Annotated in this window: 21 protein-coding genes; 9 read left to right on the top strand and 12 right to left on the bottom strand. The window is 34.0% G+C overall.

Annotation, left to right across the window (positions count from 1 at the left end):
• The first annotated feature begins 98 nt into the window (after positions 1-98).
• Positions 99-3,530, top strand: coding sequence for a T9SS type A sorting domain-containing protein (locus IPN31_10215; protein ID MBK8682256.1), 3,432 nt, complete (start codon positions 99-101; stop codon positions 3,528-3,530).
• Between the two features lie 10 nt (positions 3,531-3,540).
• On the opposite strand, the gene IPN31_10220 is transcribed toward IPN31_10215, so the two are convergent.
• The 5 genes from IPN31_10220 to IPN31_10240 all read right to left on the bottom strand — a co-directional run bounded on the left by IPN31_10220 (position 3,541) and on the right by IPN31_10240 (position 8,751).
• A complete protein-coding gene (locus IPN31_10220) occupies positions 3,541-4,464 on the bottom strand; it encodes a hypothetical protein (protein ID MBK8682257.1) in 924 nt (307 codons plus the stop codon).
• An 88-nt stretch (positions 4,465-4,552) separates the two neighbouring features.
• Positions 4,553-6,631, bottom strand: a complete 2,079-nt coding sequence (locus IPN31_10225) for a S9 family peptidase (protein ID MBK8682258.1) — start codon at positions 6,629-6,631, stop codon at positions 4,553-4,555.
• A gap of 66 nt (positions 6,632-6,697) precedes the next feature.
• Positions 6,698-7,177, bottom strand: coding sequence for a GNAT family N-acetyltransferase (locus tag IPN31_10230; protein ID MBK8682259.1), 480 nt, complete (start codon positions 7,175-7,177; stop codon positions 6,698-6,700).
• A gap of 18 nt (positions 7,178-7,195) precedes the next feature.
• A complete protein-coding gene (locus IPN31_10235) occupies positions 7,196-7,876 on the bottom strand; it encodes a hypothetical protein (GenBank protein MBK8682260.1) in 681 nt (226 codons plus the stop codon).
• A gap of 65 nt (positions 7,877-7,941) precedes the next feature.
• Complete coding sequence (locus tag IPN31_10240; GenBank protein ID MBK8682261.1) at positions 7,942-8,751, bottom strand: lysophospholipid acyltransferase family protein; 810 nt, start codon at positions 8,749-8,751, stop codon at positions 7,942-7,944.
• A gap of 248 nt (positions 8,752-8,999) precedes the next feature.
• On the opposite strand from IPN31_10240, the gene IPN31_10245 reads away from it, so the two are divergent.
• Positions 9,000-9,785: a hypothetical protein gene (locus tag IPN31_10245; GenBank protein ID MBK8682262.1), complete on the top strand. Its 786-nt coding sequence runs from the start codon at positions 9,000-9,002 to the stop codon at positions 9,783-9,785.
• Positions 9,786-9,832: 47 nt separating this feature from the next.
• Here IPN31_10245 and IPN31_10250 read toward each other — a convergent pair whose 3' ends face one another.
• The 3 genes from IPN31_10250 to IPN31_10260 form a co-directional block, all read right to left on the bottom strand.
• Positions 9,833-10,369, bottom strand: coding sequence for a hypothetical protein (locus IPN31_10250; protein MBK8682263.1), 537 nt, complete (start codon positions 10,367-10,369; stop codon positions 9,833-9,835).
• Positions 10,370-10,411: 42 nt separating this feature from the next.
• Entirely contained in the window at positions 10,412-11,080 is a 669-nt protein-coding gene (locus tag IPN31_10255; GenBank protein MBK8682264.1) for a fibrobacter succinogenes major paralogous domain-containing protein, read from the bottom strand.
• Between the two features lie 115 nt (positions 11,081-11,195).
• Positions 11,196-11,720, bottom strand: a complete 525-nt coding sequence (locus IPN31_10260; protein MBK8682265.1) for a hypothetical protein — start codon at positions 11,718-11,720, stop codon at positions 11,196-11,198.
• A gap of 344 nt (positions 11,721-12,064) precedes the next feature.
• Between IPN31_10260 and typA the strand changes: the two genes are divergently transcribed.
• Together typA and IPN31_10270 are read left to right on the top strand one after the other, a co-directional pair.
• Entirely contained in the window at positions 12,065-13,873 is a 1,809-nt protein-coding gene (gene typA, locus IPN31_10265; protein ID MBK8682266.1) for a translational GTPase TypA, read from the top strand.
• A 119-nt stretch (positions 13,874-13,992) separates the two neighbouring features.
• On the top strand, positions 13,993-15,087 hold the full coding sequence (locus IPN31_10270) for an acyl-CoA desaturase (protein MBK8682267.1): 1,095 nt from the start codon (positions 13,993-13,995) through the stop codon (positions 15,085-15,087).
• Between the two features lie 134 nt (positions 15,088-15,221).
• Here IPN31_10270 and IPN31_10275 read toward each other — a convergent pair whose 3' ends face one another.
• Both IPN31_10275 and trpS read right to left on the bottom strand, forming a co-directional pair.
• On the bottom strand, positions 15,222-15,869 hold the full coding sequence (locus IPN31_10275; protein ID MBK8682268.1) for a deoxynucleoside kinase: 648 nt from the start codon (positions 15,867-15,869) through the stop codon (positions 15,222-15,224).
• Positions 15,870-15,872: 3 nt separating this feature from the next.
• The gene (gene trpS / locus IPN31_10280) at positions 15,873-16,874 is read right to left on the bottom strand and encodes a tryptophan--tRNA ligase (GenBank protein MBK8682269.1); all 1,002 of its coding nucleotides are present in this window, start codon (positions 16,872-16,874) and stop codon (positions 15,873-15,875) included.
• A 118-nt stretch (positions 16,875-16,992) separates the two neighbouring features.
• On the opposite strand from trpS, the gene gatC reads away from it, so the two are divergent.
• The 4 genes from gatC to IPN31_10300 all read left to right on the top strand — a co-directional run bounded on the left by gatC (position 16,993) and on the right by IPN31_10300 (position 18,949).
• Entirely contained in the window at positions 16,993-17,286 is a 294-nt protein-coding gene (gene gatC, locus IPN31_10285) for an Asp-tRNA(Asn)/Glu-tRNA(Gln) amidotransferase subunit GatC (GenBank protein MBK8682270.1), read from the top strand.
• Positions 17,287-17,295: 9 nt separating this feature from the next.
• Complete coding sequence (locus tag IPN31_10290; protein MBK8682271.1) at positions 17,296-18,027, top strand: ABC transporter ATP-binding protein; 732 nt, start codon at positions 17,296-17,298, stop codon at positions 18,025-18,027.
• Complete coding sequence (locus IPN31_10295) at positions 18,024-18,572, top strand: cob(I)yrinic acid a,c-diamide adenosyltransferase (GenBank protein ID MBK8682272.1); 549 nt, start codon at positions 18,024-18,026, stop codon at positions 18,570-18,572. Before IPN31_10290 ends, IPN31_10295 begins: the two co-directional genes overlap by 4 nt.
• Positions 18,573-18,727: 155 nt before the next feature.
• The gene (locus IPN31_10300) at positions 18,728-18,949 is read left to right on the top strand and encodes a DUF2795 domain-containing protein (GenBank protein MBK8682273.1); all 222 of its coding nucleotides are present in this window, start codon (positions 18,728-18,730) and stop codon (positions 18,947-18,949) included.
• Positions 18,950-19,016: 67 nt separating this feature from the next.
• On the opposite strand, the gene queA is transcribed toward IPN31_10300, so the two are convergent.
• A complete protein-coding gene (gene queA / locus IPN31_10305; protein MBK8682274.1) occupies positions 19,017-20,066 on the bottom strand; it encodes a tRNA preQ1(34) S-adenosylmethionine ribosyltransferase-isomerase QueA in 1,050 nt (349 codons plus the stop codon).
• 82 nt (positions 20,067-20,148) lie between these two features.
• Between queA and IPN31_10310 the strand changes: the two genes are divergently transcribed.
• Positions 20,149-21,402, top strand: a complete 1,254-nt coding sequence (locus IPN31_10310) for an ABC transporter permease (protein MBK8682275.1) — start codon at positions 20,149-20,151, stop codon at positions 21,400-21,402.
• A 208-nt stretch (positions 21,403-21,610) separates the two neighbouring features.
• Here IPN31_10310 and IPN31_10315 read toward each other — a convergent pair whose 3' ends face one another.
• Positions 21,611-23,413: a putative metal-binding motif-containing protein gene (locus IPN31_10315; protein MBK8682276.1), complete on the bottom strand. Its 1,803-nt coding sequence runs from the start codon at positions 23,411-23,413 to the stop codon at positions 21,611-21,613.
• Positions 23,414-23,517: the final 104 nt, after the last annotated feature.

Consider the following 23,517-nt stretch of genomic DNA (forward strand, 5'->3'; position numbering starts at 1 on the left):
TGTAACTATACAAAGCAATTATTAATTACGAGGTGTTAAGGTTTTATGACTGATGTAAAATTTAAGGTGGTTATCTTTGGCGCAAATACCGATTTAATATGAAAAGTTTTATTCAATACATTCTCATTAGTTTTTTATTTATTTCTACTCAATTATTTGCAAGTCCGGGCGATACTATTAAAGTTCAAACATTCACTTTTGGATCAACTCAAGATGCATGGTTTAATCTTCCCTCTGCTGATGTGGATGTAGAAAAAATTCTGATGAAATATACGTTGAAATGTAATCCTGCTCAATCTCCCGCATGTGGTGAATGGGATTATCTCACTTATACTTATTTATTTGATCATACAGGTGTATTAGATAGCACATTACTTACGCATTCAAATTTTGAAGTGAATGGAACTTCACCAGATACTTTAGATTATTCTGCAACTCCAACTTATATTTATCAACCCAAATGGTTGTATTCAATTGTATATGATGCTGTAACAAGTCTTGAAGCTTTTCAAATAGGAGATGGGGTATTGAATACTAGTTTTCCAATGGGTAGCAGTGAGCCAAGAAGTAAAACACAATTCATTTGGTCGGCTACGGAAATGATGGATGCAGGAATGATTGCAGGTGATTTAACAGGGTTGAGATTTTATATTGAAACACCTGGAAGTGAGTTACATGATTTTCGTATTGCAATTGCAAACACATTAGATACTGAAGTGGATTCTGTATTTGCTGATTTAGATTTTACTGAAGTATTTCATAATAATATTACACCAATTGCATCGGGATGGATTTCAATTCCATTTTTACATTCCTTCAACTGGGATGGCACTTCTAATATTTGTGTTCAAATTACTTTTGATAATAATTCTACCGGAATAAATACAGTTTTAAGAGCCTCTGATATTGCTTTAGAAAGAAGCATTTATTCAACAGGCGCCGATAAATATTTAGACGTTGCTCAACCTTTTTATTCTGATGTAAATGGGTTTCCATTAAACATGTTATCTGATGCTGTTACTGTTTCATGGTGGAGTTATGGTGACCCGGAATTTCAACCGCAAAATGGTACCACGTTCGAAGTATATAATAATTTGGGTAATCGTGTTTTAAATGTGCATGGTCCATGGAGTGATGGTAATTTTTATTGGGATGCAGGTGCTTCCGGAAGTAGTTATGATCGCATTTATAAAAATGCACCGGCTTCTGATTATGAAGGCACATGGACGCATTGGGCATTTACAAAAGATGCTGTTGCAGGTGTGATGAAAATTTATAAGAATGGTGTTGAATGGCATTCCGGTACAGGAAAATCTTACACCATGGAGAACGCAGAAAAAATGCGGATAGGAAAAGGTCTTTGGGGTGGTTCGGAATCTTATTATGGAATGTTAAATGAATTTGCTGTTTGGGATGTGTCAATGGATGTTGCTACTATTCAGCAATACATGAATAAAAATATTGATGCTTCTCATCCATTTTATGATGATTTAAAATTGTATTACAGTTTTGATAATGCAGATGGTATAGATGTAAATGATGATTCGGAAGGTGATGCGCAATTAATAAATTTTGGAACACAAGTGCGTTTACTTCCTGCGCAATCTTTATATCGCAATACAAATACAAGTACACTACGTCCTGATGTTATTTGGGAGCAAGGAATTTTTACAAGTCATATTGATTCTGTTTTAGTGATGGATACAATTGCAAATGATGCAATGACTATTGTGCTATTTGATCCTGCTTCTCCTACAATGGGAATTGATACTTTTCAAGTTTGGCCGGGAGATTTTTACAATTATAATTATGCATCAGATGGAACATTATTAGATTCTCTTTATGTGGCAAACACCGATGTGATGTATAAAGAATTGTATGAATATTATAGTCCACCATTCGAAGTAATTGATCGTTATGAATTGGCAAGATATATTACACCTTATGGTATCGGATTAGATTTAGGTGATGGTTTTACATGGACTTTTGATGTGAGTGATTATCGCACTTTATTACAAGACACTGTGCATTTAGTTGCAGGTAATTGGCAGGAATTACTTTCCTTAGAATTGTGGTTTATTGAAGGTACACCACCTCGTGAACCATTATCGGTTACAAATTTATGGACAGGTTATAAACCTTATGATAGTGATGAATCTTTTGATGCAAGTACACCACCAGTAGAAATTACTATTCCTGCAAATGCAATTAATAGTAGAATTAAAGTGCGAGTTACAGGTCATGGTTTTGGTGGTAATTTAAATTGTGCTGAGTTCTGCGCTATGGATCATTATTTTAAAGTGGATGGAGAAACAACCTGGACAAAAAATGTGTGGAGAGATAACTGCGATGTAAATCCTGTGTATCCGCAAGGTGGAACCTGGGTTTATGATCGTGCGAATTGGTGTCCGGGTGCTGAAGTAGAAACGTATGATTTTGAACTTACAGATTTTGTAGAACCGGGAGGCACTTATTCATTTGATTATGCAGCACAAGATTATTTATGGAATGGAGGTGGTTCATTTCCTTATTATCAAACTGAAGTGCAATTAATTACTTATGCTGCTCCTTCATTTGTTGTGGATGCAGCTGTTATGGATATTGTTGCGCCGGGAAAAGATCCGATGTGGAGCCGTAAAAATCCTATTTGTAATAATCCGATTATCAGAATTCAAAATACAGGATCGCAACCTCTAACTTCTTTAACTATAGAATATGGAATGAATGATCCTTCTGGAAGTATACCAGTTACAACATATAGCTGGACAGGAAATTTAAATATTATGGAGTGGGAGGAAATTCAATTACCGGATTATGCATGGAGTACAAGTGGAGAATTTAAAGTAGAAATCAGTGAGCCAAATGGCGTTGCAGATCCTTATGTTTATAATAATACAATGATTACGCAAGTGGATATACCTGCTATGGTTCCCAATTCAATTATTCTTGAATTTAAAACTAATACCAAGCCTAATGAAAATGATTTGTTTCTATATAATTCTGCAGGAGAAGAAATTTTTTCAAGAACTACATTTACTGCAAATACTATTTATAAAGACACCATTATTCTTGAAGATGATTGCTATGAATTATATCTGTGGGATTCTGATGGTGATGGAATTTCATGGTGGGCAAATTCGGATGGTATAGGATATTTTAGAATGCGTGATGGAAATACCAATGCAATTATTAAAAATTATCAAGCTGACTTTGGGGGATTAATTTACCAGCAATTTACCGTTGGAAATTATGTAGATATAAATGCATTAACGGCATTAAATGAAAGTGTAAAAGTATTTCCTAATCCTGCAACTGATATGGTGAATTTTCAATTGCAATTAACAAATGCTGAACCGGTGGTTATGCATATTTATAATTTTGATGGGAAATTGGTTTACAGCGAAACAAAGAATATGCAAAATGCGCAAACAATAGCAATGGATGTTTCCTCTTTTTCCGCAGGATTATATGTAGCTGTATTTATTTCAGGAAATACAATGCTGAAAACACCTTTTATAGTGGAGCATTAAACTGCAATAATTATTTATTTTGAGCTTCGGCTGCTGTTGGATAGTCTGAAATTTTATAATGCATATTTGCATTAGAATTAATTTCAACCACCTGCATTACTGATTTATCCATAGTTGAATTATCAATAGTGGTTACTTCCATTAAAGATCCACTTGGATAATTATATGGAGTTGCCGCAACTGCAGGAGAGCCTGCCATTCCAAAACTATAAATGCTGTGAGCTCCATAAATATTCTCATCGGTTAACCACATCTCCATACTTCCATTTTCATTTTCCTGACTATAACCTTTACATGTTTTGCCTAAAATTGTTTTTGTACCCAATGATTTTAATTCAGGATAATCTGCAATACTTGTAGTGTTGGAATCTGTATTCGCTTCAGCCATAGCAGCCATTGCTGCAGAATCTGCTTGGATTGAATATGCTAAACGACTGCGTTCGGTACCATCACGCATCAACATCACGAAAGCACCATTTTTAAAATCATTGATAAGCATAATATCCTGATCATTTTTTTTGGTTTCATCATCCTCAATTGCAGTCCCCATATAATTAAAATTATCGCTGGAATGTGTTTTCATATAACTGGTTTCTTCTATCTTTCCTTTTTTATTGAAAGTTTGAATTTGCATTTTTATAACCCGGTCAAATACATATTCTTCTTCTAAAACTACATTGGTATCTAACACAAAGGGAAATCCACCACCGGCTTCACCGGTATATAAACCTGAATAATATTTACCGATTACCCTATCCCAATATTTATCTACAACACGATCTGCGGCTTTATTTATCTCTTCATCAATTTTTCGATCAATGGCATCACCCATTGCATTCATAGCCTTATCTTTTATAGCATCAAAAATTTGTGCCTGAGATGTGAAAGACGTAATTAAAAAAATAATTAGAGCAGACAGATTGATTTTTTTCATGACTTAATATTTTATAGTTTAGGTAAACAGGGTTTTGGGGGTTTTTGTTTTTTTTAAAAAAAAAATTTTAAAAAAAAAAAAAAACAATTTATTTAAGTTTCATCAGCAAATAGGTAAATGTTAATGCAGACATTTTTGCTTGTTGCTCATTTGTAGAAGCGCCTCCATGTCCACCTTCAATATTTTCATAATAATAAATTTTTGATCCCATCTCTTCCATTTTTGCAGCCATTTTTCTGGCATGTCCGGGATGTACTCTATCATCTCTGGTGGATGTTAAGAATAATACTTCGGGATATTTTGTTCCCTGTTTCAGATTGTGATACGGAGAATATTTTTTAATATAATCCCACTCTTCCGGAATATCCGGATTGCCATATTCACCCATCCAACTTGCACCGGCTAATAATTTATTATATCGTTTCATATCCAATAAAGGAACAGCACAAACAATGGCATTGTATAATTCCGGATGTTGAGTAAGGGCAACACCCATTAATAAACCGCCATTACTTCCACCTTGAATTCCCAAATGTTGGGGTGATGTAATTCCACGAGTTATTAAATCATTTGAAACAGCAAAGAAATCATCATAAACATTTTGACGCTTTTCTTTCATGCCATCCAAATGCCATTGCGGACCAAACTCCCCACCACCACGAATATTTGCAAGCACATACACACCGCCATTCTCTAACCATGCCTTACCAATAGTTGCTGAATAATAAGGAAGCTTAGATACTTCAAACCCACCATAAGCAGTAAGTAAAGTTGGGTTACTTCCATCGAGTTTAATGTTTTTTGGAGACACAATAAAATATGGAATCATTGTGCCGTCCATTGATTTTGCATGCAGTTGTTCTACTTTATAATTACTTGCATCAAAGTATGCAGGCAATGTTTGAAAATCATCTAATGTATTTGTGTTTGCATCAGCTACAAACAAAGTTGTTGGTGTAAGAAAATTATTAAAAGTAAAATAATATATATCGGAAAGTTCATCGCTTGCAATAACACTTATACTACCTAATTCCGGTGCAGGTACTTTTATAGCTTTCCATCCTTGGGGAGTTTTATTATAAGAATATAATTCGCTGATTACATTCGAAGTAATATTTACTACCAATCTTGATTTTGTGGATGTAACACTATTTACGCTGCTAAATGCATCAGGCATATATATCAGTTCTGCATCTTTTTTACCTTGAAGTAATTGTTCTAAATCCAAGCTGATTAATGCGCCTTGTTTATATGTAGTGTTGTCAATTTTCCAATCGGATTTTAAAGAAATTATTATTTGATTATTGAGCAATCCATTAAATTGACAATCTATTGGGATATCTAATTTAACCGGTTTATTATTTACAAGAAAATAAATATTAGATGTAAAAAAATCAGGTGCATTCGAAATAATTCCATATTGTTTTCCATTATCACGCATCACATATCCCCAAGTGCCCACATCTTCTTTTTTACCGGTAAAAATTAATTCTGCTTTATTTAATGCCGTTCCTCTTTTCCAAATTTTCACTTCGTTAGGATAGCCGGATGTTGTCATTGAATTTTCGCCGAAATCCGAAGAAACAATGAGTGTATTTTCATCCAGATAACTTGCACTACCTTTTGATTCAGGCATAAAAAATCCTTCTTTAATAAATGATTTTGTAGCAATAGAATATTCACGGGTTTCTGTTGCATCACCACCGCCTTTACTAAGATTTACAAGGAATCGCTCATAGTTAGGAAAAAGTCCTTCAGCGCTTTTAAATACCCACATCACATTATCTGCTGCAGACATAGAATCCAGATCAAGTAGTATTTCCCAATTCGCAACCCCATTTAAATAATTGCCTTTAGTGGCTCGTCGCCAAATTCCTCGAACATGTTCTGCGTCTTGCCAAAAATTATAAACATAATCACCATATACAGATGGATATACGATTCGATCCTCTGAATTATAAATAGCAAGACTTGCATCATAAATACCTTGATATTCAGGTTGACTAGTTAATAAATCGAAAGTGATTTTATTTTGGCTAGTTACAAATTCCATGGCCTTATCTCCATCAATTTCTTCCAGCCACAGAAAAGAATCTTCTTGTTGAGAAAATATAGATTGAATTAAACTGAAAGTGCAAATGATTAGAATTGAAAATTTAATATTCATATTTTATAATTTTTACATATTGCTTGAAGATAAAATGAAATTCCGGAAGATAAAAATGTTAATTTTTTATTTCTGTCGTTTATACAATTTTAATTTTTTAGACTTTGCAATACTTTCCGCAAGTTTTATTCCACCCGCAGAAAATGGCCAATAAAAAAGATACTCTATTGCATATGTTTTTTGTATTTCTTCAATAGCCTTTAAAGTGAGTTGTCGTGCAATACCTTGTTGTTGATATTCGGGTAAAACGATTGCTGAGCATAAATACAATGCATTAAAATTTGAATCAATAGATGTGTTATTTAATAAGTCTTGCTCATTGCATGTGTTATTTAAAAATGAATGCATTACATCTATAGTAGTTGGGATTAATAATATCCAGGCAACAGGTCCATCGCCATAATCTAATTCAGAAACGGATGCAGGATGCAATGCAATAAGTGTTGATATTATAGTTTCATCCACTTGCAATTGTTGAGGATCATTTTGCACATCAAAAAAATCACTAACCATTTGCATCATACGATCAAGATTTGTTTTGCTCATAGTAATAATTATAAATAATTATTTATCAATCATTATAAACCAATCACCTTTTACTATCCAGGAAATACCAAATGCCCATAATGCCAACCATTCAAAAATTAATACGATAGGAACATCGGTCCATATACCATTTTTTTTCAACCATAATAAATATATACCGATAACAACAATGGAAAATAACATTATAACACCGCAAATGCGATAGATGCGATTGCGCTGTATTTTTTCAAGAGTAGGAACAGAATTCTTTTCTGTTTTGGTAAATAAAAACAATGAAAAATAACTGAGTAATAAAAAAAACAGAGAAGCAAAAATGAAATGTACTGTTTTGTAAGTAGTCATATCACAAGTAACACAAGCTCCCGCATCTTCTTTAATTGAGGTACTGAAAAAAACAATTGCTAATGCACAAATTCCTGTAAGGTTGGCTATAATCCCATCTATTTTTTCCGGTCCACGATAAGTAAAAAATGCAAATGCAAGAAATCCCATTAAAATTGCAAATACATCACGCATAATCGTGTGATAATAATCGCTGAGAGAACTCAGCACATCAGGGCAATCGCTGAATGATTTTGCACCTAATATCAATATTAGTGGAAAGAAAAAACCCAATAACCCTATACTTCGGCGTATCCATAAAAAGGATACCAATTGATTCTGACCTCGACGTATTTCGGATGTATTTTGATTGCTCATTTTATGTATTTGTAATTAAATAAAGTTATTGAAATACAATATTGATATTTTTTGAGAATAGCATTTTATTTTTTCCAACGCTTATGACTCCATAACCACATTTCCGGATTGTCTTGAATTTTATGCTCTAATATGCGTGTGAATTTTTCAATAATTTCCATTTCCTGATTTTGTTGCGGAAATTCCTCTATCATAACAAACGTGATTTCATAATATCCTCTGCGCAATTTTTTATAAGAAGGAAATACTAATGGTTGATTTGTTTTTTTTGCAATGCGTTCTGCTCCTATAAGAAATGCTGTTTCTTGATTCAGGAAAGTAGTGATATATTGTTGTGCCCCGGGTCCAGGTCGCTGATCACCAACAATGTAATTGACAGATAATATTTTTTCCTGTTGCATCCGCAGCAGAGTTTTATAGCCTCTGTCTGACTCAATACATAGAACACCAAATCTGCTTCGGATTTTTTTAATTAACGCATTATAATATTTATTAGAAAGCGGTTTGTATAGTGTGGTAGTGCTATGCGAAATAAGTAATGGTAAAAATGCGAGCCATTCCCAGTTGCCATCGTGTGCAGTATATAGAATTACACTTTTATTTTCCGAATAAATCCGTTCCAGTAATTCTTTGTTCTTTAATCGGAATCTTTTTTCAATTGCTTTTTTACTAATTGTAAGCACTTTAAAGGTTTCAAGTGTAAGATCACTAAAATGTTTGTAGAATTTTTTCTCGATTCTTTTAAGTGCTATCTCATTTAATTCTGGGAAAGCATTTTTTAAATTTTCGGCAACCACATTTCTACGATATCTCACTAAATAATAAAGCACCAGAAAGGCGCAATCTGAAAGCAGATACAGTACTGGAAAAGGCAATATTGAAATTAGATAGAAGGGAAAAAATTTTAGACTTTTCAATTTTTTGATTGATCAATTATGCTTTAAAATAATTACTGTTGAATTGTAATTTTAGTTAGATTATAATACTTATGGCAAATTTAATTCTTTGCTCTATGCTTAAGGCATTTCTGAACGTATGAAAGGCAATGTTTATTGAAGAATATTTTTGTTAATCCACACTTTATTAAATCAAGGTAATTTACTTTTGTGCAAAATCATAACATATGAAACTTTTAAACTACACATTTGTATTTCTGTTTGCATTCATGCTTTCCGTTTCGGTAAAGGCGCAGGACCTTTATACAGTAACCAGTGGTGAGCTTATATTTAGTTGGAATACCACCACCTTTAATGAGGCATTTCAACTTCAATATCCGGGCGCTTCAATGGAAGGAACGAGTATGCGATTCACATTATTCTTTCATATAGGAGAGTATCTGCATTACGATTTCAATAACAGCTTTGGATTATTTACCGGCCTAGGCATCCGCAATGTAGGTATGATTACTCAGGAAACATTACCTCAAACAGTTGCTCTGTCAGGACAAGATGTATCTTATACAGATTATAATATTGTACGTCGCCAATATTTTCTCGGTTTGCCACTTGCATTTAAGGTTGGTGATTTTGGCAAAAACTTTTATTTATTTGCCGGTGGTGAATACGAATTAGGTTTTGTATATAAGCAAAAATATTGGTCGGATACATTTGATAGAAATGGAGAAAAAACAAAATATGATGATTGGTTTGGTGAAGAAACACCATTGTTTATTCCTTCAGTTTTTGCCGGAATGCAATTTCCCGGCGGTGTAAATGTGCGCTTCAAATATTACTTAGATGATTTCTTAGATAACACTTATTCTAAAAATTCAAATAGTCAGGATGGTGGAGAATTTAATATCAGTGATCTTACTAGATATTCTGAATCACAAGTATTCTATGTGTCTGCTTGCTGGCAATTTATTAATGGAGAGAAGAAGAAAGAAGAAGAAAGCGCAAAACTTTACTAAAAAAAATTTTTTCAGCACATCATAAAAATATAATTGCAGGTCTCTACTTAGTCGAAATCAAAACCGTTCAGGAATAAATCCCGAACACTTTGATTTGGATATTCTCCGGGACCTGCAATATATAACACACCTATTTTATTTCCGTCGGTCCAACTTTGCACTGAGTATTTATAGCCTTGCTTGTCTTGCCAAGAATCTATTACGCCAACCACATTTGGCTTGCTATCCAATGTCTGACCTTTAACATATCCGGTAGAAGAATGTATTTCAAATAAAGTCTTTATAAAATCGAGGTATCTGGTAATAAGTAATTCTTTTTCCTGAACATTATCACCAATAGGTTCCGCAAGCTTTACTGCAATCACACCAAAATAATAATTGTCATCACCGGAATATTCTGTGGTATATATCTGTGAGCTGTCTTCTGAATACGCCAAATCAAATGGAGGAGTATAAGGAGGTAAATACACCGAACATCCACATCCTTTCACAAATACCTTTTCTAATTTTAATTCAGTAGAGTTTTGGGAAAATATATTCGTGGTAAATACTAAGATTGCAGAAATAAAAATAAATTGACGCATCGGATTTTCAAATTAAAATTTATATTTCAGCTGAATGAATGATTATAATTTTTCTTTAATACATCGGATAGATAATCCACCATCTTTAGCTGAATTATGAGAGACTACAATGTTGGAATTAAAATAAGTATAAAAGAAATATGCAGTATAACGATCCTTACTTGTAGCAGACCACCAACCACCACCAATTCCGATTGCATTAAACGAACCATCATCATATCTATATCCACCGGGCTTGGCATTAAAGCCACTTGAATTACTGCCATTGCCATCGTAAAGCCATCCGGTTTCACTTTTCATTTTTTCACCAGCATCAGAATTGCCAACATTCTTTATCAAAGTTTTAAAGTCTTGCTCCGATGGAATTTTCCAACCTTCCGGAGCTAAGCCTCGAGGATCGTTTACTGCAAACCAATTATATAATTTGCCCACTGTTGTATCCTTACCATTATCATTCATGTAATAACACCAAGCCGATGATTCTGTGGCTGCTGCTTTTGACCATTCACTATCAGTTTGTGCCTCCGGAATCGGATCGCCATTGCGGAATGTACTTACATTCAGGTTTTCAGCAAACCATCTTTGGTTGTTAATTTTCACGGTTAAATATGTTGTCCCATCTTGTGCAATCACCTGTGATTGTACATAAGTAGAATTAAAGTTTGTTAGAGTAATAGAAACAAGAAGAATTTTAATAACTGATAATTTCATTTTCAATAATTTAATTAAAAAAAATTTCTGAAGGGTTAAATTATAGATGTATTGCAAGTGTTTAATTAAAATAAATACTTAAAGTAAATGCCTGTATTATAAATGTGGGTATGAATTAATAATTATCATGTAATTCTTCTTGTAATTCATTTGCGCCTAAAGTGATTTTATATTTAGCGGCAAATTCTTGTTGCGCTTCTGCAAATTCTTGATCAAACATAGCCTCTTGCTCTACAATTGCATTTACAATGGTTTCGATTTGATTGCTAATCTCATCAGTGTATTCGGTTACAAAAAATAAATCAAGCAATTGATAATAAAAGGTACTCATGCTTTTAACATAATAGCCAAATAATTCAGTGGAGGCATTGTAAAATCTAATATTGTCTTCAAACGGCCCTGCTTGTTTTACCGTTTGTAAAGCTTGTTCAGCAACTATTACCAAAGTATCGAGTGCAGTTTTAATTATTTCTTTAGATGGATTTTCGTTACCCATCAAGTCGTTAAATTTTATAATTTCCGATCCTACTTTTGTTTGTTGGCCAACAATAAAATCATTATAACTGATTGCATCAGTAAAATTTTGGGATTGAGCAAATATTGCAATTCCTAAAAGGAAAAGAAAAAGGAGTTTTTGCATAAATTTTAATGGTGTTTTACTGTGTTAGTGTATGAATTGTAATTGATAATCGTCATCTGAAGGGTTCAAAATTAATCTAATAATGAAACCATATAAAAATTTAAGCACACAAATAAACAAGAAAGATGCCTATAAATTTTTATCCTTTGCAATAGATATTTAATAGTGCGATACTATTAATCTCTATTAGAAATTAAAGCGGAAACGGAAAATTATTGCCTGTAAGTATTAGGCTTTGCTACCAAAACCCAAATAATGTTTGTGATTTTGAGATATGTAATTTTATAATTATAAGCTGTATTCTATAAATCCCCTTAAAAACCCATACCTTTGCGCCTCTTTTTATGAAGATTAGAAATATTGCAATTATTGCCCACGTAGATCACGGCAAAACTACACTAGTAGATAAAATTCTACACCACTGCCAACTTTTTCAAAAGGATGTAAGTGAATTAATACTTGATAACAATGAATTAGAGCGGGAGCGAGGTATCACTATCCTTTCTAAAAATGTGTCTGTCAGGTACAAAGACATCAAGATAAATATTATTGACACTCCAGGTCACGCCGATTTTGGCGGAGAGGTGGAGCGTGTGCTTAATATGGCTGATGGTGCTCTTGTATTAGTGGATGCATTTGAAGGACCTATGCCACAGACTCGTTATGTTTTGCAAAAAGCATTGAATCTAGGTTTAAAACCTGTTGTTGTAATTAATAAAGTAGATAAAGAAAATTGCCGGCCTGATGAAGTGCATGAAGCCATGTTCGATTTGATGTTTAATCTTGGCGCAACTCAGGATCAACTGGACTTTCCCACTGTATATGGCTCGGCCAAACACAATTGGATGGGTGCTGACTGGAAGAATCCTGCAAATGATATAGATTTTTTATTAGAGACAATAGTGGAACATATTCCGCATCCCGTAATGCGTGAAGGCACAACACAAATGCAGGTGACAAGTATTGATTACAGTAATTACATTGGTAGGATTGCTATTGGCAGAGTACATCGTGGTACTATAAAAGCCAATCAGGCAGTAAGTCTGGTAAAAAGAAATGGCAGCATCGAGAAAAGCCGTATTAAAGAATTATTTCTTTTTGAAGGTTTGGGTAAAGTAAAAGCGGAAATTGCAGAGTGCGGAGATATTTGTGCTGTTACTGGTATCGAAGGGTTTGAAATTGGGGATACAATTGCAGATTTAGAAACTCCTGAAGGATTGAAAATTATTCCAATTGATGAACCAACAATCAGTATGTTGTTTACAAATAATGATTCACCATTTTTTGGTAAGGAGGGAAAGTATGTAACCAGCCGCCACATCCGTGACCGTTTATATAAAGAAATTGAAAAGAATCTCGCTTTAAAAGTAGTAGATACAGGTTCACCTGATTCATTTATGGTATTTGGCAGAGGGATTTTACATCTATCTATCTTAGTTGAGACTATGCGCAGGGAAGGATATGAATTGCAATTAGGTCAACCAAAGGTGATTCTGAAAAATATAGATGGTGTGAAATGTGAGCCTATAGAAGAATTGGTTATCGATACAACAGAAAATTCAGCAGGTAGAGTAATTGAAGCGGTGAGTCAGCGAAAAGGGGAGATGCTGATTATGGAACCTAAAGGAGATATGACGCATCTTGAATTTAATATTCCCAGCCGTGGCTTAATGGGGTTAAGAACTCAAATTCTGAATCTTACTCAGGGTGAGGCAGTTATGAACCACAGATTTAAGGCTTATGAACCTTGGAAAGGGGATATTCCCGGCAGAGTGAATGGTACACTGATCGTATTTGAAACAGGTGCTACAATTGCTTATGCATTAGATAAATTACAGGATAGAGGAATCTTCTTCGTCGGACCAGGTGAAGAGGTTTATATGGGACAGGTGATTGGAGAGAACAGTCGTGATAATGATTTAGTGGTGAATGTTACCAGAACTAAAAAACTGACTAACATGAGGGCAAGTGGTAGTGATGACAAAGCTAAGCTAACACCTCCCAGAAGATTGACCTTGGAAGAAGCTATGGAATATATTCAGGGAGATGAATTTGTGGAAGTTACTCCAAAAAGCATTAGGTTACGTAAGATACACTTGCAGGAGCATGACCGTAAAAAAGCTGCAAACACTGCTAATTCAACTGAAGAATAATTTTGTTTATTGAGTTTATCCTATTTAAGACATTTTTATCCACATGTGGGTAAAACATAATTTTTAAAACTTACCACATAAACTTTTGTTTCTAAATTTGCACGTCAAAAAAAATATCAATGCAAGGAAAAGTTAAATTCGTAGATAGATCTAATTCAGATTTTTTTAAAGTTCTTCGTAAAAGAATCAATGAACATTTTGAAACTAATCATATTAAAAAAACCGGTGACTATCGTATGGTTTTAAAGTCAATAGCTATGTTGGGTATTTACTTGTTGCCATTTATTTTAATACTTACCAGTTTACTTCCTGTTTGGGCAACATATATATGTTGGGTGATAATGGGTTTAGGATTAGCCGGAAGCGGAATGAGTGTAATGCATGATGCAGTTCACGGAGTATATTCTGAAAATAAAACCGTGAATACCTGGATGGGACATTCCATGTATCTATTTGGAGCAAACACATTCAACTGGAAAATTCAACATAATATTTTACATCATACATATACCAATGTATATGGTATGGATGAAGATATTCATGATAAACCTATGTTGCGTTTATCACCCTATGGCAAATTGGGCTTTGTACATAAATATCAGCATATCTATGGTTTTGTGTTATATGGATTAGCCACACTTTCCTGGACTTTAAATAAAGACTTTAAGCAAATAATGAAGTATCATAAAAATAATATGATAGAAGGTAATGGCAGTAAATTAGGAAGGGAATTGACGGATATGATTATTGGAAAGTTACTTTATTATGCAGTATTTGTAGTACTTCCAATTTTGATCACACCTTACAGCGCTTTAATAATTATTTCCGGATTTTTATTGATGCATTTTGTTGCTGGTGTTGTATTGAGTACTATTTTTCAACTAGCACATGTGGTGGAAAGTACAGAACATCATCATGAAGATGGCACTGGCGAAATTGAAAATTCATGGGCAATTCACCAATTACATACAACAGCAAATTTTGCAAAAAAGAATAGAATATTAAGCTGGTATGTAGGAGGTTTAAACTATCAAATTGAACACCATTTATTTCATAATATCTGCCATGTACATTATAAAGATATTGCACCAATAGTAAAATCTACAGCTCAGGAATATGGCATTCCTTATAATGAGTATCGCACCTTTTGGCAGGCATTAGGATCTCATATTAAAATGTTGAAGCAAATTGGGAGAAACAGCTTAGCTGCCTGAGGTAATTCTATTTTAATTTTTTAATAATGCGTAGATGATTTCTTTGAAGTTTATTCAAAAGTTATCTCAATATATTATTTGCGTTGTTTAATAATATTACTTGCCAAATGTTTATATTGCAAGTAGAAAACAAATTAAAACAAACCGTATAATTCCCGATTAACACGATTAATTACTTCACCTAAATCTTCTTTGTTTTCAGCGAAGTTGCAGTTTTCGATATCAATGATAAGCAGTTTACCATGCTTATATTTATTTATCCAGCCTTCGTAATATTCATTTAAGCGACGCAGATAATCCAAGCGCAAATTGTCCTCATATTCACGGCCACGTTTTTGAATTTGATTAACTAATGCAGGAATAGAGGCACGCAAATAAATAAGTAAATCCGGTGGAGCAATCAATGAGGTAAGTGTATTAAATATTTCAGAATAGTTTTGAAAATCCCGGGAGCTCATCAATCCCATTGCATGCAGATTGGGAGCAAATATTTGCGCATCTTCATAGATAGTGCGATCTTGTATTACTGTTTTTTCTCCTTTTTGGATTTCTAATATTTGCTTAAATCTGTTGTTTAAAAAGTATATCTGTAAGTTAAATGCCCAACGTGGCATATCCTGATAAAAATCATATAAGTAGGGATTATTTTCTACGTCTTCATAATGCGCTTCCCATCCAAAATGTTTTGCGAGTTGACTGGTAAGTGTTGTTTTACCGGCACCAATATTACCTGCAATTGCAATATGCTTTACAGGTATTTTTTCTTCCTTTTTTTTCGCCATTAGTTAAAAATAATTTAGACCGACTAATTTTCTTACCTCTTTAATTGTGTATTCGGCATTTACAATAGCTGCTTCACCGCCTAAAATAACAACCTTTTTTAAATATTTCTCATCAGCCAACAATTCATTTATTCTTTTTCTGATTGGAGTAACCACCTCAATGATATCTTCAGCAAGTTGCTTTTTCATATCACCATATTTGATACTGCAATTATTGTATGCATCGGTAAAATGCATCACAGTTGAAATGCTGCTAACAATTTTCATTAAATCAAATAAATTAATTATTTCTTGGGGCATAACTTGAAAAGGTTCAGAAGGTCCGCCATCTGTTTTAGCTCGCATAATTTTTTTGCGAATATCATCATCCGTGTCATTCATAAATATCGCACTGTTAGCACTACCGGTTTTACTCATTTTAGTACTGCCATCTAAACCGGGGACTTTGGTAAGTTGCTCTTCAAAATTGTAAGCCATTGGCTCCGGAAAAAATTCTGAGTTGTATTTTGAATTAAAACGCTTTGCAAAATTCCGTGTCATTTCAAGATGTTGTTCTTGATCTTTTCCTACCGGCACTTTATTGGCACGATGTATCAAAATATCCGCTGCCATCAGAACCGGATAGGTAAGTAAACCGGCATTGATATTTTCTTTATGGACTTTTATTTTTTCTTTAAACGTAACTACTTTTTCTAATTCACCTTTATAGGCAATCATATTTAATATCAAATACAATTCAGGTATTTGAGGCAGATCACTTTGCAAATACAGACTTACTCTTTCGGGATCTAAACCACAAGCCAGATAAGTGGCAATGCTTTGTTTAACTAATATTGAAAGTTCTTCCGGTTGATGATGCGTGGTGAGAGAATGATAATCGGCAATAAAAAAATATCCTTTATAATTTTCATCTTCCTGAATGCGCACAAAGTTGCGCACGGCTCCATAATAATTACCTAAATGTAAAACACCGGTTGGTCTGATTCCGCTTACTACGATTTCCATATGTGGCAAAGATAATAATGTGTTCGCCCTCAAACAGATTTAAATGATTACAATTTACCGGAATTCTAAACATAGTTTAACAAACAGCACTCTGCTTTCTGTTTATCTTTACAACTATATGCATGCAGATAAAGAATTAATAGCTAAACTTTCCAATCTTGCGAAGTTGCAATTCAATAAAGAGGAAGAAGAACAGATTGTCTCAGATCTAGAAAATATGATTGCCTTTATTGACAGATTGAGAGAAGTAAATGTAGATGGTGTAGAGCCGTTGGTATATATTAATGATTCGCATAATCAAATGCGGGATGATATTGTAAAAATGGAAATTACAAAAGAACAGGCATTGCAAAATGCTCCTTTAGCCGACAGTGATTATTTTAAAGTACCTAAAGTTTTAAAAAAGCAATAGGCTATGGAAATAATTAAACTGGAAGACATAAAAAAAACGTATGACCTTGGTAAAGTAAAAATCGAAGTGCTAAAGGGCATTAGTCTTAATATTCAAAAAAATGAATATGTTGCTATTATGGGTCCTTCCGGATCTGGTAAATCCACATTGATGAATCTTGTGGGATGTCTTGATAAACCAACCTCCGGTAAGTACACATTGAATAATAAATTAGTGAGTACCATGAGTGAGAATGAATTGGCTGAAGTGCGCAATAAAGAAATTGGATTTGTATTTCAAACATTTAACCTAATGGCCAGACTTTCTGCAGTTGAAAATGTTGCGCTCCCACTTATTTATGCAGCTCAAAACAAAACGAAAAGAACAGCTAAAGCAATAGAGGTATTAACTGCTGTGGGATTAGGACATAGACTTACTCACAAGCCTAATGAATTATCCGGTGGTGAAAGACAACGTGTGGCTGTTGCCAGAGCATTAGTGAATAATCCTTCGATAATACTTGCAGATGAGCCTACCGGAAATTTGGATACTCGCACTAGTTATGAAATTATGGAGCTGTTTGAAGAAATTCATAAGCAAGGTAACACAGTGATAATTGTAACCCATGAAGAAGATATTGCAAGATATGCGCATCGCATTATTCGTTTGCGTGATGGCATGATTGAAAAAGATGAATTGAATACAAATAAATTAGATCCTAAAGAATTGCGGGAAAGGCTGCAACCATTTAATAATTCATGAAGATTTATACAAAGAAAGGAGATGCCGGTAAAACCTCCTTGATAGGAGGAACCCGTGTACCGAAACATCACTTAAGAGTTGAGGCTTATGGAACAGTGGATGAGCTGAATGTTGTGATTGGTTTACTTATAGATCAATTAAATACAAAGCATGAAATTGAAATATTAAGAATTATTCAGGATAGATTATTTATCACAGGAAGTAATCTTGCTGCCGATCCTGAAAAAAGTAAAATGACTTTACCACAATTAAGTACAGAGGATATTGAAATGCTTGAAAAAGAAATTGACATCATGGATGCGGCATTGCCTCCTCTTAAAAATTTTATACTTCCCGGTGGGCATCCTGCTGTTTCATTTAGTCATTTGGCCAGAGTGGTTTGCCGCAGAGCAGAACGGATAGTTTCTCAATTAGCTGAGAATGAAAGTTTAAACCCGGATATAATAATCTATTTAAACCGGCTGAGTGATTACTTCTTTATGCTGAGCCGTTGGAATGCACATATTTTAAATGTGGAAGAAACGGCCTGGCATACAAGATCCTGATTAAAAAAAATCTTTCAAATAATAAGTACAATTCCTCATGCAACCAATGGGTTTAATATTTCTTTTTACAAATCAGGAACATTGTTTTAAAAACAAACCTTGCAGGTGAATGAAAAAAACATATTTTTGCGCAAAATTTAAATAACAGTTTTATTATGTATTGGACCTTAGAATTAGCCTCCCATTTAGAAGAAGCCCCATGGCCGGCAACAAAAGATGAATTGATTGATTACGCTATTCGTTCCGGTGCGCCCATCGAGGTGATTGAAAACTTACAGGAATTGGAAGATGAAGGTGAGTATTTCGAAGGCATTGAGGACATTTGGTCGGACTATCCCACACACGAAGATTTTTTCTTTGATGAAGAAGAATATTAAATCAAAATTTTTTTAAAATAAAAAGCCCTCTTTTGAAGGGCTTTTTTTATTATGCGTTTGTACAGATTTAAATTATCAGCATCGCATCACCATAACTAAAGAAACGGTATTTCTCCTTCATGGCAATCTTATAAGCTTCCATTGCAAGATCATATCCTGCAAAAGCAGCAACCATAATTATTAAACTTGTTTTAGGCAAATGAAAATTTGTCAACATGGAATTACAAATTGAAAACTCATAAGGTGGGTTTATAAATAAATTCGTCCAGCCTTCTTCAGTTTTTAAAAGTTTGTTTGCACTTACTGAAGTTTCAACTGCACGCATCGAAGTAGTACCAATTGCACAGATGCGCTTGTTTTCCTTAATACCCTTATTAACGATTTCTACTGCACTTTTATCTACCTTGATATACTCTGCATCCATTTTATGTTTGGAAAGGTCCTCAACATCTATTGAGCGAAAAGTACCCAAGCCAATATGCAAGGTTACCTCAGCGAAATTGATTCCTTTTATTTCCAAACGTTTTAAAATTTCTTTGCTGAAATGCAATCCGGCAGTTGGAGCTGCAACAGCACCATCAAATTTTGCATACACAGTTTGATAGCGTTCCTTATCTTCCGGTTCGGGTTTTCTCTTAATATATTTTGGCAATGGTGTTTCTCCAAGAATTTCAATGATGTCTCTTAATTCTTGTGGTGTACCATCATGTAAAAAACGAATTGTGCGACCACGGGAAGTTGTATTATCAACCACCTCAGCAACCAACATATCGTCATCACCGAAATACAGTTTATTACCTACCCGAATTTTACGAGCAGGATCTACTAATACATCCCACAGATGCATTTCACGATTTAATTCACGCAACATGAACACTTCAATCTTAGCACCGGTCTTTTCTTTGCGACCATACAGGCGAGCACTGAATACTTTTGTATTATTCAATACCATCACATCACCTTCATCAAAGTATTCCAGAATATCTTTGAAAAGTTTATGTTCTATTTTACCTGTGTGGCGATGCACTACCATCATTCTTGCACCTTCACGTTCTTTAGTAGGTTTTTGAGCTATCAGATCTTTGGGCAGTTCGAAATTGAACTTGGATAATTTCATACGTACATTTTTATTGAGCGTGCAAATTTAACAATACCAAAACTAAATAGTAGGCCTATGCTATCTATATTTGAACCATTCTATGTTTATAATTTTCAGAGCAATTCATGAAACAGTGATGCTGGTATTCTCAGAATTCCGGAATAACAAGCTGCGCACATTTCTTTCTCTACTTGGTGTATCCATCGGTATCTTTTGCATTATTACGGTTTTATCTGCTGTTGATTCTTTAAAAAGAAATATTGATAGTGGTGTTGCAAAGCTGGGTTCTGATAATCTGTATATACAACGTTGGCCTTGGATTTTTGGTGGAGAAGATTATGCATGGTGGGAATATATTAAGCGACCTACCATGAAATACGATGAATATAAATTGCTTAACGAAAAGCTTACATCTGCAAAAGCGGTTGCCATTGAAACCGGATTTAATTCAAGAGAAGTAAAGTATAATGATAATGTAATTAAGGATGGGAGAGTGAGTGCAGTAAGCGAACATTATGATAAAATCTATGCAATGGAATTTGAACATGGCAGATTTTTTACGCAATTGGAAAGTGCCAGTGGTTCGCCCGTAGTACTATTAGGATATACGGTGTATAAAACATTATTTCCTGATTTAAGTGATCCTACCGGAAGTATGATTTGGGTATTGGGAAATAAATTAAAAGTGGTGGGTGCTATTGCTAAAGAAGGGGAGAGCATTATTGATTTTTCTCAGGATAATAATATTTTAATCACTTATAATTATGTGCGCAGAATTATGGATATGCAAGATGTAGATCCGGTGATTGAAGTGAAACCTAAAGAAGGAATTTCTGCAAGAGAAATAAAAGATGATATAATTCCGCTGCTGCGCAATCATCGTAAGTTAAGTCCGAGAGAAGAAAATGATTTTGCAATTAATGAAGTTACACTTGCCGCCGATGCATTCGATTCTATTTTTGGCGTAGTGAATATGGTGGGATTTATTATTGGATTTTTTAGTTGTCTTGTTGGTGGTTTTGGTATTGCAAATATTATGTTTGTTTCCGTGAAAGAACGCACACATATTATCGGAATAAAAAAATCAATAGGCGCAAAAAATTATTTAATTCTTTTAGAATTTTTATTCGAAGCAGTTGTACTTTCATTTATTGGTTGCGCATTCGGATTGCTTATGGTTTGGATAATTACAATGATTGCAAACCGTGTAATTGATTTTGAATTTATCCTGTCAATTAATAATGTAATGTTTGGTGTAATGCTGGCAACTTTTATTGGCGTAATTGCAGGTATAGTTCCGGCAATAACTGCTTCACGAATGGATCCTGTAGAAGCAATTCGATCTAAAGGATAGTGAGTAATGAGTAGTGAAAAGTGAGTAAAAAAAATCAGGGATGAGTTTTTCATTGTCAACTGTCAATTGTCAATTTGAAAAAGTCAATTCTTCACCCAACTCACTACAACAATTCCTTCTTCTGCTCTTATTTCTGAAAAATAAACTCCGGGTGGAATTGCAGAAATATCTGCAACATCATTTATAAATTCTACTGCTACTGTTTCACCTAAATTATTACGGGTGATGATAGAAATAATATGAAGACTGAATGTTCAATATGTATTTCTGTATTTGCAGGATTGGGAAATAATTTAATTGTGTTTTGTGCAAGTGTATTTATACTTAAACCTTCATCAATAAAACCATCGCAATTATCATCTATACCATTTAATATTTCAGTTGCACCGGGATAAATATTTTCATTGGTATCATCGCAGTCTGTATAATCGGACACATAACCAAAAGGAATATCACAAAATAGTTCTTCCGTTTCCGGATTACCAAAACCATCACCATCAGCATCCAAGTAGTAAGTACTAAAAATTGCATCCTCATCAATAAAGCCATTGCAGTTATCATCTAATCCATTGCATATATCAATTGCAGTTGGATACATTGTATTATCTGCATCATTACAATCCGAACTATCCGCAACAAACCCAGAAGGTAAAACACAAGCAAGTGTATCATGCATTACATCACCAAAACCATCACCATCTTCATCTGCATAAAAAGGGATATCACAGATGCCGAGTTTTACTACCCAGAAGTTAGGAGTAATATAAGACTCTTCAACATCAAAATCAGAAGATGATGTATAACCCGCAACAATTAAATTGTTATCTATTGTATTACTAACTGCAAATGCTGTTTCGGTTGCTGAGCCTCCTATTGATTTCTGCCAATTTAAATTTCCTTCAACATCTAAAGATAGAATCCAATAATCATTTAAACCATTATTAGCTGTTACATCACCATTTGCAATACCAGATCCTCCTGAAATAATATATACAGAATCAAAAATTCTAATATTATAAATCCCAGCATCTCCTCCAGTTCCTCCAAAGGCTCTCTGCCATTCTAAACCTCCTAAACTATCAATCGAGATAACCCATACATCTTCAAATCCATGAAATCCACTTACATCGCCATTATTAGAAAAGGTTGTACCCACACATATATATCCTGCTCCCATTTTTTTGACAATTGAGTGCGCTTCATCTGAATTTGAACCACCATACGTTTTCTGCCATTCCAAATCACCAACGCTATCTAATTTAATTATCCAAAAATCTGTGCTGCCTTTGTTTTCAGTTACATCTCCATCATTGCCTTCTGTGCGACCTGCAACAATATAACCGCTATCCACTGTCTGATCAATGCTAAAAGGAATATCATTTTCACTTGAGCCATAGCTCTTTTGCCATATAATTTCACCTGATACATTTATCTTTAAAATCCAAAAATCACTTAAACCATAATAATCTGTTATATCTCCATTATCTGAACCAGATATTGCTGCAAGCACATAGTGATTATCATCACTTAATCCTATATTTAATAACTCTTCATAACCCGATCCACCAAAAGATTTCTCCCATTCTATATTTCCAAAATCATCAATTTTAACTATCCACGCATCACTTGATCCGTGATTATAACAAACATCGCCATCATCAGACTGTGTTCTTCCGGCTAATAAATATCCACCATCCATACCCTTACAAACACTAAAACCATAATCACTGTCTGAACCACCATAAGTTTTACTCCAATCAATATTCCCAACACTATCTATTTTCACCACAAGCATTTCATTTAAACCATGAGTAAATGGAATATCACCATCAGTTGAATTTGTATATCCGATGGTTAAATATCCACCGTCATCCGTAGCAATTATATCTTGTGCCCTATCGTCACCATTACCTCCATAAGTACGTTGCCATATTATTTCAGGTGTTTGGGCGAATATTAAATTGCCGAGAAATAGTAAATGAAAAATGAAAAATGGAAGATTGATTTTCATGCTAAATAGTAAACTGCTTTATACTAAAATTAAACAAAGCCTTGTAATTAACCAAAAAATAAATTATATTTGATTACATGTAATTATAGCTTCACTTAAATTTT

This window comes from Bacteroidota bacterium (assembly GCA_016715425.1).
Classification (GTDB): Bacteria; Bacteroidota; Bacteroidia; order Chitinophagales; family BACL12; genus JADKAC01.

Bases quoted from the DNA above. Each gene is read 5' to 3' on its own strand.
- IPN31_10295 (MBK8682272.1), top strand. From the start codon at position 18,024: ATGAAGATTTATACAAAGAAAGGAGATGCCGGTAAAACCTCCTTGATA.
- IPN31_10275 (MBK8682268.1), bottom strand. From the start codon at position 15,869: ATGGCGAAAAAAAAGGAAGAAAAAATACCTGTAAAGCATATTGCAATT.
- IPN31_10315 (MBK8682276.1), bottom strand. From the start codon at position 23,413: ATGAAAATCAATCTTCCATTTTTCATTTTTCATTTACTATTTCTCGGC.
- IPN31_10300 (MBK8682273.1), top strand. From the start codon at position 18,728: ATGTATTGGACCTTAGAATTAGCCTCCCATTTAGAAGAAGCCCCATGG.
- gatC (MBK8682270.1), top strand. From the start codon at position 16,993: ATGCATGCAGATAAAGAATTAATAGCTAAACTTTCCAATCTTGCGAAG.
- IPN31_10260 (MBK8682265.1), bottom strand. From the start codon at position 11,720: ATGCAAAAACTCCTTTTTCTTTTCCTTTTAGGAATTGCAATATTTGCT.
- trpS (MBK8682269.1), bottom strand. From the start codon at position 16,874: ATGGAAATCGTAGTAAGCGGAATCAGACCAACCGGTGTTTTACATTTA.
- IPN31_10230 (MBK8682259.1), bottom strand. From the start codon at position 7,177: ATGAGCAAAACAAATCTTGATCGTATGATGCAAATGGTTAGTGATTTT.
- IPN31_10225 (MBK8682258.1), bottom strand. From the start codon at position 6,631: ATGAATATTAAATTTTCAATTCTAATCATTTGCACTTTCAGTTTAATT.
- IPN31_10220 (MBK8682257.1), bottom strand. From the start codon at position 4,464: ATGAAAAAAATCAATCTGTCTGCTCTAATTATTTTTTTAATTACGTCT.
- IPN31_10270 (MBK8682267.1), top strand. From the start codon at position 13,993: ATGCAAGGAAAAGTTAAATTCGTAGATAGATCTAATTCAGATTTTTTT.
- typA (MBK8682266.1), top strand. From the start codon at position 12,065: ATGAAGATTAGAAATATTGCAATTATTGCCCACGTAGATCACGGCAAA.
- IPN31_10310 (MBK8682275.1), top strand. From the start codon at position 20,149: ATGTTTATAATTTTCAGAGCAATTCATGAAACAGTGATGCTGGTATTC.
- queA (MBK8682274.1), bottom strand. From the start codon at position 20,066: ATGAAATTATCCAAGTTCAATTTCGAACTGCCCAAAGATCTGATAGCT.
- IPN31_10235 (MBK8682260.1), bottom strand. From the start codon at position 7,876: ATGAGCAATCAAAATACATCCGAAATACGTCGAGGTCAGAATCAATTG.
- IPN31_10250 (MBK8682263.1), bottom strand. From the start codon at position 10,369: ATGCGTCAATTTATTTTTATTTCTGCAATCTTAGTATTTACCACGAAT.
- IPN31_10245 (MBK8682262.1), top strand. From the start codon at position 9,000: ATGAAACTTTTAAACTACACATTTGTATTTCTGTTTGCATTCATGCTT.
- IPN31_10215 (MBK8682256.1), top strand. From the start codon at position 99: ATGAAAAGTTTTATTCAATACATTCTCATTAGTTTTTTATTTATTTCT.
- IPN31_10255 (MBK8682264.1), bottom strand. From the start codon at position 11,080: ATGAAATTATCAGTTATTAAAATTCTTCTTGTTTCTATTACTCTAACA.